The organism is Bradyrhizobium elkanii USDA 76, from assembly GCF_023278185.1.
Taxonomy (GTDB): Bacteria; Pseudomonadota; Alphaproteobacteria; order Rhizobiales; family Xanthobacteraceae; genus Bradyrhizobium; species Bradyrhizobium elkanii.
Window position 1 is genome coordinate 7,187,139 of sequence record NZ_CP066356.1, and the last position, 13,436, is coordinate 7,200,574.

The following is a 13,436-nucleotide window of genomic DNA, read 5'->3' on the forward strand; positions in this document are numbered from 1 at the left end:
TTCCCAAGCTTTACTTTGTGTAGCGCTTGCCGGGATTGGCGGCGGTGAAGGACTGGCGGAGATCGGCCTCCGGCGTGTCGGGCAGAATGTGCTCGATCTCGAGCGCGGTGAATTCGCCAAGGCCGCCGGGCCCCCTCATGCCCTTGAAGGCAATTTCAACATGCTGCGCCAGCTTGGCCAGCAAATAGCGCGTGCGGTACTGCTGCATCGAACCAAGTGTGTATCGTTTGAGCGTATCGCCCAGCTCGGGATCCTTGCCGACCATGTTCTTTTGTAGCCGTTCTGCCACGAACTCGTTGAGCTTGGCTTTTTGCGCCTTCGCATCGGCAATTTCCGCGATCTCGCGCAGTTCGTCCGCCCATATCGAGAAATTGCGCTCCAGATCCCTTGTCGGAGTCTTGGTGAAGATGTAATAGAATAGGAAACTTTCAAGCTGCCGCACGAAGTGATCGAACAGCGCTTTGGGAAAGTTCGCGGCTGCCAGCAGCACATAGTGCAAGCTGAATGCCGCGCCGCAAAGCTGCTGAAGCGTGTCCATGGCGGTGCTGGACGCGCCGTCATTACCACGGCCTTCGGTGAAGCCAATGTAGCGCTCGACGCTGCGAATGATCTTACGGACGAAGCCGAACGAATCGCTGCGGTAGCCGCACAGCTCGGCATTGTTTTTGTCGATCAGCCAGTCGTAAATCTCGTCTTTGCGCACCACACCGTCCCGGCGCTCGTTCTTCACCTTGTAATTCGCCATGATGAAATAGCGCAGGAAGCGCAGCGGCTTTTCCTTGTTGCGCTCCAATGGCCCCGTGATCTTCTTCCACTCGTCCTTAAGGTGTGTGAAACCACACTGGTCTCTCTCGGGAGCCGCGCCGTCGGTGCGACGGCATCCGAAAACAACATGACGTAGCGAGAGGCGGGTGGAAACAAGATCGACGCCCCTCGCAATCGGATGGCCGCTCACAGTTCAAGCCCGCGGTCCCCAAGCACCTGGCGCATCAGCGCGCCCTTAATTTCGCGGGCGATCTCCTCGCGGATCTGGGCTCCGAACTGCACCTCGGCCTCGCTGTCTCCGGTTAGGTGATGATCTGCGAGCCGTTGCTCAAGGCGGCTCGGAAACTCCTCGTCCATCGCCTCCCTGAGCCGGACCTGCATCTGTGCATGGGCTTCGGGGGCGATCCGGCTCACCACCGTCTCCCAAGGTTGCCAGTGAGTTGCCAGATAGTCGGCGAACCCCGCCTCCTCTTGATTGCGCACCTGCGTCTCGGCTGCGGTGAGATCGTGCTCAGTGACGTAGGAGACTTCATAGAACCGCATGTCCGGCGCGATGAGCTGCAGGTCCAGCCGATCACGTAGCTTGACCTGATAGGCGAGATAGACCTCGATCTCGTCGACGAACCGGAGCGAGTTGACCTTCTGACGGGCGATCGGATCGAGCGCGTTCAGGCGGAACAGGACCCGCGCCTGCTGGATGAGTTCACCGAGCCGATCGTCATAGGCCCCATCCTCGACATCAGCCTTCAGACGTGCGGTCTGCATGCCGTTCCAGGTCAGGGTGATGCGATCCTGGCAGGTCTCGCTCGCCCCGAAAGCCAGCTGAAAAAACTGCTGGCGCAATGGCGGCCTGGTCGCTGCCTGCCGCAGGTCCTCGGCCACCGCCTGTCTGAACTCGGGATTATCATAATTCACAGTCTTCTGCAGCTTGTCGAGGAAGAGCGCGTATGCCGGGGCACCCGCCTCGTCGGCGAAGTTCTGCCAGGCGGCGATCGCCTCCGGCTCGCCCTTCAACCAGTCCGCTACCGCCTCGGCTAGTGGCCGTTCCTGATCCACCGCCGTTCCCCCGCCCATCGAGAAGAAGACCCGCGGGCCAGCATAGTTCGGGGCATTCAGAGCTCCCGCCAAATTCGTCCGCACCTGCTCGGGCAGCGGATTGTCATCCACATAAACCATGCACCCAGAACCTAGCTGGGTTAGCAGGGTCTCCGGCAAGCCGATCAACCGGTTGTCGCGTGCCTCGAGCACCTGGAGCTCGGCCGGGAGGGTCTCGGGCAGGCTCGTCAGCCTGTTGCCGCTGACGTGGAGTCTCTGGAGCTCGGGCGGGAGTGTCTCGGGCAGACTATTCAGGTGGTTATCGCGGGCGAAGAGCAACTGGAGCTCGGCCGGGAGAGTGTCGGGCAGGCTCGCCAGCCTGTTGCCATCGGCTTCGAGCTCTTGGAGGTCGGGCGGGAGGGTATCAGGCAGGCTGGTCAGCCGGTTGCCGCCGACGGCAAGCAACTGAAGTCCGCTCGGGAAGGCGTCGGGCAGGCTGGTCAGCAGGTTGCCGCGGACATCGAGGTCCTGGAGCCCGACCGGCAGGGTGTCGGGCAGGCTGGTCAGCCGGTTGCTGCTGACGGCGAGTGTCGAAAGACCCTCCGGGAGGGTGTCGGGCAGCCTGGTCAGCTGGTTGCTGCCGATGACGAGTGACTGGAGTCCCGTCGGGAGGGCGTCGGGCAGGCGAGTCAATCGGTTGTTGCTGGCGCCGAGCGTCCGAAGTCCAGACGGGAGGATGTCAGGCAAGTGCACCAGCTCGTTGTCGCTCACGTTGAGCGATCGGAGCCCGGGCGGAAGGGTGTCGGGCAATGTCGTCAGGCCCAAGTATTGCAGCTCCAGCCCTGCATAGACGTCGCCAGTTTCGCCCCAGGCTATTATTCGTCTTACCGCCTCTTGCCGATCCTCGCCTTCCGCCTGCCGCTCATCGCAGGCCCATTTGTCCAAGATCTGGTCGAGCCGCGATTCCCTGAGGACGGAGCCTTCGAAGTCCGCCGCACCGCCTGCAGGGCCAGAGGCCCGTGTGTCATGCAATGCTTCGGTCCACTGCGCTGCGGCCGGGGTGAGCCGGCCGCCTCCTGTTGAGGTATTGCCATCACCTCGCAGGGGCCGTCGGCCGAGAATTGCTGCCCCGAGATTTTGCTGCCAAGGATTTGCTGGGGTCGTTGCCCACTCCGGCGCCACGTCACTGGCCTCCGCCCACGAATGCTCCTCCTGACCGACACTATGCGTCGGCCAATCGGCAGCCGCATCCATGCCGTGCCAATAATCCGGCAGACTGAAACTGCCGGCTGGCAGCTGGCCACCGCGATCCGTGGCCGTAAAAAGCACATGTTGATTGATCCCTTGTCCAGAGAAGGCTGGCGGATCCGATGGCAACCGCGAGGTGCCCTGTCCGACGCGACCCTCATGCGGCATTCCCAAAGGATCCGCATCTCTGTTCGACACAACGTCCGCGTCGCCGAGCCTATTTGAACTGGAGGGCGGGCGCTCGTGCGGATGCAACTCGTTCAGGTGCTGCGGAAACCCCGCTTCTATAGCGCGACAATCTGGGTGGGAAGCGCACGACAATCAGGATGGCGAGTCGGTGTCGCGGCGAGGTGATGATTGCCGCGTTGATTGTCGCGCGCAAGAGTTTTTTGAACTCTGATTGTCGCGGAGCGTCAATCAGAGACGGTTTTGGGTGTCGCGTGTGACGGCGGGCGTCCAGGTCCGCGTTTTCGTTCGAGCGCGGTCCGCCTGCGATAGCTTTCGACGTTCATCTCGACGATGGTAGCGTGGTGGACAAGCCGATCGATGGCGGCGAGGGTCATAGCGGGGTCCGGGAAGACCCTGTTCCATTCGCCGAATGGCTGATTGGCTGTGATCAGCATCGAGCGTCGCTCGTAGCGTGCGCTGATGAGTTCGAACAGCACGCTGGTCTCGGCCTGGTCCTTGGTGACGTAGGCCAGGTCATCGAGGATCAGGAGATCGAAGCGATCAAGGCGGTTGATGGCGGCCTCGAGGTTGAGCTCGCGCCGCGCCACCTGGAGCTTTTGCACGAGATCGGTGGTTCTGGTGAAGAGAACGCGCCATCCGTTCTCGATCAGAGCGAGGCCGAGAGCACTTGCGAGATGGCTCTTTCCGCCACCGGGCGGGCCAAACAGCAGCAAATTGGCGCCCTTGCCCAGCCAGCCGTCGCCGGCGGCGAGCGCGGTGACCTGCGCCTTGGAGATCATCGGCACGGCCTCGAAGTCGAAGTTGTCGAAGGTCTTTCCGGCTGGCAGCCGTGCGTCGACGAGGTGCCGCTCGATGCGACGGCGGCCGCGTTCGGCGATCTCGTGCTCGGCAATGGTGGCGAGGAAGCGGGCCGCCGGCCAGCCTTCCTTGTCGGACTGCTCAGCAAATTGCGGCCACAGCACCTTGATGGCGGGCAGCCGCAGCTCGTTGAGCAACAGATTGAGGCGCGCGGTGTCGACGGTGTTGGCCGTGTTCATGCGGCACCTCCGATCTCGGCGGTGCCGATAAGGCACTCATAGGCGGCCAGTGGCGCGAGATGCACCACGACCTGCGGCACACGGGCAGGATCGGGCGCGAAGTGCGTGCGCAGCTGTCCGAGATCGGGCAGTTGGCCGGCGTCCAGGTCGGCGGCGAGCTGACCGGCGAGTTCGGCCTCGCAGCCGCGCTCGTGCGCCAGCGCAAGCAGATCGACCATGAGCCGGCAGGCTTTCTTGTCCGGCAGCCGTTCGCGCAAACGATCGAAGGTCTTCCGATAGGCATCGCGCGGGAACAGCCGATCACGGTAGACGAGATTGAGCAGCGCCATTGGCTTGCGCCGCAAGGAATGGATCACGTGCCGATAATCGACGACCTGGTCGTGCTTGCCGTTGGGATGCGGCCGCCCACGCGGCAGGGTGACGAGATGGGTGCCGCCGACGAACGTGTCGAGACGATCATCGTAAAGGCGCACCCGCAGCTGGTGGCCGATCAGGCGTGACGGCACGGTGTAGAACACCTTGCGCAAGGTGAAGCCGCCGCTTGACGTCACGCGGACAATCACCTCCTCGTAGTCCGAGGTGCGGCGATCTGGCAATGCCTGCAGGGTGGCGCGCTCGTGGTCGATGCGCTTGGCGTTGCGGGCATTGCGGCGGCTGACGATCTCGTCGATGAAGCCGCGGTAGGCCGCGAGATCATCGAAGTCGGCAGTGCCGCGCAATAGCAGCGCATCGGCGATCGTCCGCTTGAGATGGCCATGCGAGCTCTCGATCGCCCCATTCTCATGGGCGATGCCGCGATTGTTGCGGGAAGGCCGCATGCCGTAATGGGCGCAGAGGTCCTCGTACCGCCGGGTCAGATCGTCCTGAGCATTCCGGTCCAGATTGCAGAAGGCGGCCGACAGACTGTCGGTCCGATGCTCCCGCGGCGCGCCGCCGAGCGACCACAGAGCATTCTGCAGTCCTTCCGCCAAGGCGACGAAGCTCTCGCCACCGAGCACGACATGGGCGTGCTCAAAGCCGGAATAGGCCAGCCGGAAGTGATAGAGGCGATGATCGAGCGGCACGCCCGCGATGGTGACCCCGAGCTCGCCCATGTCGGTGAAGTCGGACAGGCCGACCTGACCCACTTCGTGGGTCTGACGGAAGATGACTTCCTGCTCCTCGCCGTGGATTGCCCGCCAGGCGCGGATCCGGCGCTCCAGCGTGCGGCGGATTCCAGCCCCGAGCTCAGGGTGGCGGCGTAACATCTCCTCGAAGATCGCGACAGCCCGCACGCCGGGGGCCGCCTTCAACATCGGCACGACCTCGGTCTCAAAAACACTGGCCAACGGGTCCGGTCGGCGCCGGCCGCGGGCTCCCTTCTTCTGCAATGGGAGCCTTCGATCCTTCTCAAAGCGATACGCGGTCGAGGTACTGAACGACGCCTTGGCGGCGGCCACTGGCGGGGTATCGGTCTGACGGTACTTCATGTAGAGCCTCATCTGGTGATCGGTAACGTGTCGGCCTGGCAAGCGAGTGATTCCTCTTGGCGGAAGAACCACTTGCACAACCAGCCGGCCGCGATCACCAGTCGGCGCGGTCCCCTGTGGATCGCGCCGACGCCGGGCTCGTAACTCCGGTCGGGCTACGCCCTCCCTGCGTCACGAGCCCGGCGAAGCTCTCTCATCCTGATTGACGCTCCACTGTCACCCTGATTGCCGCGCGGCACCCGCTTCGTCCGCCTGCTGCTCTTCCAGCCCATGATAGTACGCCCGATCGACATCTGGGGCCTCGAATGGGTTGAGCTTGTTGAACGATCATCCCATCTCCTTTGACAGATACGATTAGCTAATGCCGGAGCTGGATAAACACGTTCTCGCTACAAGGCTTGGCTTTCGAGAAGCTGACGAGAAATCAGAATGAGCGTAACTGTCCTGCGGGACGCTTAGCGCTTGATTGCCCGCGCTGGAGTTCAACATGCCGATGCCGGACCATGTCGGAACTTCGAGAAGCAGATTTCTGAGGCTCTCTCAAGAACGTCCGCGCTTGCCTTTTGAAGCCCGTCGGCGCGGCTACAAGGCATTGATCACGCGCTGAGCGTTTTCTTCCTGTCGCAAATACGGGTAGGCGATAACTTCAACAGCTTGGCACGGCTTTTCTTGTTAATCGACCATTCAGAAAAATTGCATTCGGTAGCACTGGACGGTTTTAGCGAAAGCGGCATTCCAAATCGTTTCCGAAACTACGAATATTTTCCTGCTCAATCTAAGCGCGCACTGTAACGAAGTCACCAGTTATAATGCTCATTGCGGTCTCCCGGTGGCCGCCAACTCGGGGCACGCGGATAACAGGCCTTACGGGAGATTTTTGTTGGGCCGGGACAGGCTTGGTCCTGCGAAGGAACGACTGTAAGGCACCGGAATCGGTACAGTCCCATGTATGAAAAACACCACTTTCTATGGATTTTATAACATAGCTTTGTGTTGAAAAATACCTTCTGGGGTATATTTATACATGATGCTTCGTAGCCGCCGAACTCTCGCTTCCTATCTAACGGATCTGCTCGCCGGTGGACGGATCTCGTTTACGCGGGACGAAGCGATCGCCGAACTGGAGGTAACTTCGCGGGGCTTCCTGGCCGCCGCCAAACGCCTGCGGAAGAAAGGGCAGCTTCTTAATCCGCGGCACGGCTTTTACGTCGTCGTCCCTCCACAGTACCTGGTGCGCGGTGCTCCACCGCCGCAGTGGTATATCGACGATCTCATGGAACACGAGGGGCACCCATATTATGTCGGATTGCTCAAGGCGGCTGAGATACACGGCGCGTCCCACCAGGCGGTCATGCAATTCCAAATCGTAACCGACAAACGGATGCCCAAAATCCGCGCCGGCCGCTCGATCCTTTCCTTCTTCTATCGAAAGGAAATAGGCGCTCTTTCGGGAGCGATCGTTGACCACAAGACCGATACTGGCCGCTTCAAGCTATCGTCGCCCGAACTCACTGGGCTCGACCTGCTGCGCTATATGCATGTGACCGGAACGATAGACAGCATTGCCACTGTCCTTTCTGATCTCGGGGCTAAAATGAAGGCGCACGAACTCCAGAAATTGGCACCCGCCTTTGAGCGGTCCGTTATCCAGCGCCTCGGATACCTGCTCGACTACGTCAAACACAGCCAGGCAGCCGAGTCACTTCACGCCTACCTGCAAAACGAAAAACTGCTGCCCTGGGTCGAACTCGATCCTTCCAAGCGTAGTAGCAAGACCCGCAAGCCGCCGGAACGTGACACACGCTGGAACGTGCTGGTCCATCGCCGTCCGGAGCTCGATCAATGATTCCAGCCATGAACATCGTTGCATGGAGTCAAAAAGCTCCATGGCCCGAAGATCGACAGGTCGAGCAAGACCTCATCATATCCAGGGCACTCGTTGAAATCTTCAAGGATGATTATCTGAAGAAAGAGCTGCGGTTCCGCGGAGGCACCGCTCTAAACAAGCTGCACTTCCCAAGCGCCTATCGGTACTCGGAAGACATAGATCTCACGCGCACGACGGAAGGCCCCGTGGGCCCAATTCTGGACCATCTCCGGGCTGTCCTGGAGCCATGGATGGGGCGGGCGCATTACGACCTCGGAGAGATAGGGCCTCGGCTTACTTTCACTATCAAGCCCGAAGATGAAAACGCCTCTCAGCCGATCCGCGTCAAAGTCGAGATCGCCACACGAGAGCGCATTGCTTATGACGGGGCAAAGTCGTTTCCGTTCCAGGTCAAGAATCCCTGGTTCAATGACAAGGCGGACATTGCATCATTCAGCCGGGAGGAAATCCTGGCAACGAAGCTCCGCGCGCTTCTCCAACGTGACAAGGGCCGGGGCCTCGTCGACCTTGCCAAAGCTGTTGCGTTGCTCGACGGACTAGACGCCGCACGCATCGTGGAGCTGTTGGGCAAATATCTAGGTGCTTCCGGCCAAGCCATTTCCCGCGCCGAGGCCGAGGAGCGCATGTGGGCGAAGCTGGAAGATCCATCGTTTTTGGCCGACGTGCGCCCGCTACTTGCCGCGGACGACGCCGAGGATTTTGATGCCGAAGCCGAGCGCGCCGCGTTCGTTACGGTCTTTACGAAGCTTGTAAAACGTATCCCCGGCCACGCCTGGGCTGAGACGTCCGCCATGGCGAAGCAGTTCGAAATGCCTGAGCTGGCCAGCACCTGACCCTATGACTCACCCCAGTGCACCGACCGCTTTTGCTGCTCCGGCCACGTACGAACTTCATTCGTTAGGCTCGAAGGCGTTTCAGCAGTTGTGCGTTAAGCCGCTCGGGATGTGGGAAGCGACGTGATGGTTCGTGGGACGCTGCGAAACTAGCTCGGCGGCATCGTGAGCCAGGGCGCGAAACAACTTACCGATCCCGTAGCCGCGGCCCGTGCGGCGGTCGAGCCGCGACGCGCCGTGGGATGCAGCGACCCGCAATGCGCCGGAGTCTTCAAGGCCGGCAAACTCCGAATTTTCCCGCAGGCTTGCAAGCACCGCTCGCCCGGCGTCGGCAACGACGAATTCGAAGGCGCCATTGCTGGCAGCGTATACGTCAGTTCGTAGACGAAGCAGTCATACAGCTTGCGCTTCTGCTTCTTCCCCTCCGCCATCAGCAATGACGCGGATTTCGTGGCTCGCGCGGAGCTCGTCCATATCGGTTATCTCGAGGATTTGTCCGGCCTTGAGTTCCTCGACATAATCCTCGATCGCGATTTGCGCGTAGGCTTGCTTACGACCCGATTTCAGCCCGATCCCGAAATACCCCACTTCGACGCTCTCTTCCGGGCTAAGTATATCCGGCAACGTGATGTGAAGGTCCGATGCATTCCCCTTCACCAGTGGCGTAACGGCAAAGGCTGGCAGCGATGACGCCCCGCATCGCCGCCCGATGATTGTAATGGTAAGCGCCATCTCTGAAATCACGACGGGTGGATGGGCGCCCTACATACCAGCAGGTCAGCGCGATCTCGGTCTGCTCTTTCTGGCTGACCAACGCGCCGTTCGTAATTGGCGGCCAACTGCAACAAGCGCTTTTTGATGAACGGGTCAGCTTGCTCAGCAAGTTCCCGGACGGTTCGCGCCCTCTCTCTACAAAACTCGTCGTCCATAGTACCCCACCGAAACTGCCTTCCGGATAATGCCCGTGAAGAAGTGGGGCTGCATATGACCCAGGTTACACTGCAAGATATTTTCCGCAGTTTTGATCGATGCCGCGCGAGATCGATAGCACTTTTGCCAAGGTCAGCTGCTGTGCGCGCCTCGCACCTGGTCGGGCTCCCGCTTCATGCTGTACGTCGATTGAATCCACCTTTCCTGCGGCGTCGCCGCGGCCTCTGACGAAGACTGCGGGGAGTAAGTGATTTTGCCGCATCTGTGACCGCTTGCGCAGCGACTTCGCTGCGCGAGGAGTCGATCGTTGATCGAGGTGACTCTCTTTGATCGGCGACGGCCCTTTCGAGCGCAGAGAGGAATTGCCGGCCGTCTTCCGTAATTTCCCAGCCGAACGCATCGCGAAAGACATACTTCGCCGAAAAGATATTCAGGTCCGGCGCATGTTCGGCCAACCGCTTCATGCGATCGGTCCAGTCACGGCCGCTGTTCATCAGGATCTCCACGGCGCGTCGGACTTCGGCAACGGAAGCCCGCCCGCCAGGCTGGCCGGCCAATACTTTCAGGACGGTCAGCTGGAAGGACACTTGCCGTGTCTCCGATGGCTGTGTGTGTGCAGTTCCCCTGCAATGGATCAATGTCAGGGGCGGATCGTCAACAGCACGACGCCGTTAACCTCAACTATATTGGCTAATCCCGCGGGGCCAGCTCCTGGGATTTGACCTCGCCCTCGCTCAAGCTAATGCACGACTCTTCATCGAGGGCCGGTACGTCAGCGTAGCAGGACAGACCCGCAGCCGGAGCGCCGCGCGCCCATTGTCCATAACGGACGAACTCCACTATGGGAGCTCCTCCACACGCTACAGCATCGCTCTTAGATCGTGAGCGCCGGTCGGCGCATCGTGACTTCAGGCGATACATGCACCTCTCGACCTGTCGGGCACGAGCGTACGGTTCGGACCGTTCATTGCTACCGACGATTTCCCGCCACGCCCAATCTGCACGAGGAAAGAAAAAAGCTGGAACTGCCCCGGCATTGGAGATCGACGGCTTGAATCAAGCCTTTAAGCAGTATTGCGGCATAGCCTTGGTTGGAAACGACAGTCGTACGGCAAGCGTCCGGTGCACCGGTGACGAGACATCGCCAGACGCTGGTACGAGAATCCGCCTAGCAGGCAGACGCTTTCCGGAGGCGAACTGGATCAGCCAACCCTTAGATCCTCGGCTGACATTTTGCCCGAACGGCCTGCCTTGAGCTGGTAACTTACCCGGGCACCCTCTTCGAGGGTGGTGTAACCGGCCTTTTCGACGGCGCTGATGTGCACGAAGACATCGGCACTTCCGTCCTCCGGCCGAATAAAGCCATAACCTTTGGTCGAATTGAACCACTTCACAATACCCATTGCCACGGCGGCATCTCCATAAGTGAACCGTTGTGATCTAGCGAAGAGTCTCGCAGCCATCAAGGTGGACAAAGAGACGCCGGTTCGCTGCACCCGTCACGTCCGCGACCTCTTTGTCGTATAACCTACGCGGCCCGAACGCTCTGCGCAGCCGGCAGCAAGACCTAATGCTGAAGCCAGTTCGCCTCAGGGCCTCGGAATCCGAATGACGTCTGAACCTTCGACTCATTCATCGCGCGTGACCGCGTTACAGGAGAGTTGCAGAGCGGAGATCATGGCACGCTCATCCGCAGCCGAGCTGGAGCGAATGGTGCGGTCGCCCTTGCAGAACCAGGCGGCCGTAAACTCCTTCGCACAGCCCGGAGCAGGATCACCGATCCGCGCCGTGCCTGCACTGAAAGTGCATGCGTCCTTGCCGTTACAGGCTGCTGCAACCGCACCCGTGGCGTTGCCACGCGCCGAGATCCAGCGGCAATTGCCGCCATACGTGGCAGAAACGACCGAAATACCTGATTGGGTGACGGCATCCCCGGCCGCATCACGCAGCGCATACGTTGCGGCCGCGCCGACGAGAGCGGCAAGGCCAATGCTTCCCAATCGTACCAGGCGCCTGCGCTGTTCTGGCGAGGCCGCCTGATAGCAGCTGCGAATTCGTCTTCGGGCCGGTACCTCCAAGCCAAAATGCAGCAGGATCGCGACGCAGGTGGCCAGAGTGAAAGCAAGCGCGAGCGCGCCGAGATGGCCCAGCAGTTGGCTTGCGGTTTCCCAACGTACCACCGGAAAACGCTGGTAGATAATGATGTGTACAAGATAAAGCGCAAAGCTGGCCTCTCCGAGGAAGACGAGCCACCTTGCCGACAACAGCCGTCCTGCACTGCTGACGGGCTGAGCCGCCGCGACAAGGATGAGCGCAATCGGTGCCGCCAGAGCGATATTGTTGCGCCCAATATCGAACAGGCTCATGGCCGCCCCAAATGGCGGCTTGTGGGCGGTAAACCAGAACACCCAGCCTATCGCGCCGACACCAACGATTGCGGCGATATCGAGCAAAGCTCGAGATGGTCTGAAATCCTGGGCCAGCCACGCTTCATGGAGCTTCGCCAAGCAACAGCCGAGGACGAATTCCCATACCCTGCAAAAGGGCGAAAAGTAGACGATCCAGAGGATGAGCGTGTTCTTCCAGTTCGGCAGAGCCGCACCCGTCCCATAGGCATGAAGCGCAAACAGATTGATGCGGCCCTGAAGCATGTACACCGCAAGGTCGATGCCAAGCTCGATTGTGCCTGCGCCAATCGCGCATAAGATCGCCGCCGGAGCAGTTCTGATCCGCGCAAGTACCGGGCAAACGAGCGGAAAAAAGAGATAGAAAAACCATTCGGTGCTGACTGACCAGGAGACGATGCCGATCTCTTCGTACTGCCAGACGGGGGCAACACCGGCTACATTTGCGAAGAACCAGGTTTGAATCATCCCGAGTTGAAACGGGACAATGTGCCACGAAAATCCCTCGGTTGCCGCCTTAGTTCCGAGAAGCCATGGCCAGACCATCGGTCCGGTCAAGAGCTCAACGAGAAAGAGAACAACAAACAGAGGATAGATTCGGGCTATGCGCGCCACGAGAAATTCAGGGATCGCTTTGCGCGGGCTGCCGGCAATCGAGCTGCCATAGTTATATTGAATGACAAAGCCACTCAACGTGAAGAAGACGGACATTCCGAACAGGCCCAGCGTCCCGATGCTGATATCGAGTGCAAGACTGGTACCCTCCAGGAACAGGCTTCCACCGTGAGACAATGCCACTGCTGCTGCCGCGACAAACCGGATTCCGGTCAGCGCGGGTATCTGCTTAACCATCGGTGTCGCTCGTCATTTGCGCGTTGGGTACAAATCCTGGCGATCGATGGCGCAAGGGCAGTCTGCTGGAGAAGGAACGCGATAGCGGCCATGAGGACCGATCGCATTGCGCGAGCCTGCCATGCGACCAGCCAGGTTCCTTCGGTAGCTCAAATCAAAATCAGAGCGACCGCAGCACCTTATTGGCAAGCCCGCTAACGCTGAAACTCTGCCTTCTGGTAGGGGGATCGGATTCGAATATTCCGCGCTCGACCGGCTCCGGCGCAAGGGACGTCCCTTGACCGGTCGCCGCCATACTTGCTGAACCCGTGCTTGCTCCCGGAGCGCTTTCCTAAAATGACGAGCCGTTGCCAGCCAATTTGCTCGCTGCGTTGGGCGCCGAAAGTGCCCGATGCAAGTCCAGGTCAGCGCAGAGCAAGGAACTGCATTGGCGACGCGCGACAAAGCCCAGCTCCAGTTACAGCGGATCCAAACGCCAGATCGGGTCCTTTGGTATGGTAGCGCCAGTCTGAGCTGCGCTTTCAATTTCTTTGACAGCAACGGTCAAGGAATCTCGCTGCGGATTGGTGCAGCAACTCATTATTCTTTTCCTGCACGACTGGCCGCGCCTTCGCTTGGCCTGGCGTGCCAGAGAAGGAAAGGAAACGTGATGACAAAGAAGATCGCTGAGATCAAGACCACCATCCGCACCACCACTCCGTACACGGGTACGCTTTAGGGTTGGTTCGACGGGTGCCTTGAATGCATCCACCTGATGAGAGCATAGCGGCATCGGAGGGTGGTCC

At 60.2% G+C, this 13,436-nt stretch carries 11 protein-coding genes; 3 read left to right on the forward strand and 8 right to left on the reverse strand.

Annotated features, from left to right (window positions below):
- Nucleotides 1–10 precede the first annotated feature (10 nt).
- The 4 genes from JEY66_RS34330 to istA form a co-directional block, all read right to left on the reverse strand.
- Nucleotides 11–955: a hypothetical protein gene (locus tag JEY66_RS34330; protein ID WP_198390624.1), complete on the reverse strand. Its 945-nt coding sequence runs from the start codon at nucleotides 953–955 to the stop codon at nucleotides 11–13.
- On the reverse strand, nucleotides 952–3,216 hold the full coding sequence (locus JEY66_RS34335) for an NEL-type E3 ubiquitin ligase domain-containing protein (RefSeq protein WP_245287103.1): 2,265 nt from the start codon (nucleotides 3,214–3,216) through the stop codon (nucleotides 952–954). The genes JEY66_RS34330 and JEY66_RS34335 overlap by 4 nt, the downstream gene beginning before the upstream one ends.
- 245 nt (nucleotides 3,217–3,461) lie before the next feature.
- Nucleotides 3,462–4,274 carry an IS21-like element helper ATPase IstB gene (gene istB, locus JEY66_RS34340; protein ID WP_018269937.1) on the reverse strand — a complete coding sequence of 271 codons (813 nt, stop codon included), beginning with the start codon at nucleotides 4,272–4,274 and terminating at the stop codon, nucleotides 3,462–3,464.
- On the reverse strand, nucleotides 4,271–5,785 hold the full coding sequence (gene istA, locus JEY66_RS34345; RefSeq protein WP_026192312.1) for an IS21 family transposase: 1,515 nt from the start codon (nucleotides 5,783–5,785) through the stop codon (nucleotides 4,271–4,273). The genes istB and istA overlap by 4 nt, the downstream gene beginning before the upstream one ends.
- A gap of 982 nt (nucleotides 5,786–6,767) precedes the next feature.
- Between istA and JEY66_RS34350 the strand changes: the two genes are divergently transcribed.
- Nucleotides 6,768–7,589 carry a type IV toxin-antitoxin system AbiEi family antitoxin domain-containing protein gene (locus JEY66_RS34350; protein WP_018270153.1) on the forward strand — a complete coding sequence of 274 codons (822 nt, stop codon included), beginning with the start codon at nucleotides 6,768–6,770 and terminating at the stop codon, nucleotides 7,587–7,589.
- An 8-nt stretch (nucleotides 7,590–7,597) separates the two neighbouring features.
- Nucleotides 7,598–8,464, forward strand: coding sequence for a nucleotidyl transferase AbiEii/AbiGii toxin family protein (locus JEY66_RS34355; RefSeq protein ID WP_244620913.1), 867 nt, complete (start codon nucleotides 7,598–7,600; stop codon nucleotides 8,462–8,464).
- Between the two features lie 393 nt (nucleotides 8,465–8,857).
- Here the strand turns inward: JEY66_RS34355 and JEY66_RS34360 are convergent, their stop codons facing one another.
- From JEY66_RS34360 to JEY66_RS34375, 4 genes are all read right to left on the reverse strand, one after another.
- Nucleotides 8,858–9,196, reverse strand: coding sequence for a hypothetical protein (locus tag JEY66_RS34360; RefSeq protein WP_018270150.1), 339 nt, complete (start codon nucleotides 9,194–9,196; stop codon nucleotides 8,858–8,860).
- A gap of 371 nt (nucleotides 9,197–9,567) precedes the next feature.
- A complete protein-coding gene (locus JEY66_RS34365; RefSeq protein ID WP_129964879.1) occupies nucleotides 9,568–9,981 on the reverse strand; it encodes a hypothetical protein in 414 nt (137 codons plus the stop codon).
- Between the two features lie 615 nt (nucleotides 9,982–10,596).
- Entirely contained in the window at nucleotides 10,597–10,803 is a 207-nt protein-coding gene (locus JEY66_RS34370) for a cold-shock protein (protein ID WP_018270149.1), read from the reverse strand.
- A 219-nt stretch (nucleotides 10,804–11,022) separates the two neighbouring features.
- A complete protein-coding gene (locus tag JEY66_RS34375; protein WP_018270148.1) occupies nucleotides 11,023–12,651 on the reverse strand; it encodes an acyltransferase family protein in 1,629 nt (542 codons plus the stop codon).
- Between the two features lie 391 nt (nucleotides 12,652–13,042).
- Between JEY66_RS34375 and JEY66_RS34380 the strand changes: the two genes are divergently transcribed.
- Nucleotides 13,043–13,369, forward strand: coding sequence for a hypothetical protein (locus JEY66_RS34380; protein WP_016840799.1), 327 nt, complete (start codon nucleotides 13,043–13,045; stop codon nucleotides 13,367–13,369).
- The last annotated feature ends 67 nt before the right edge of the window (nucleotides 13,370–13,436 follow it).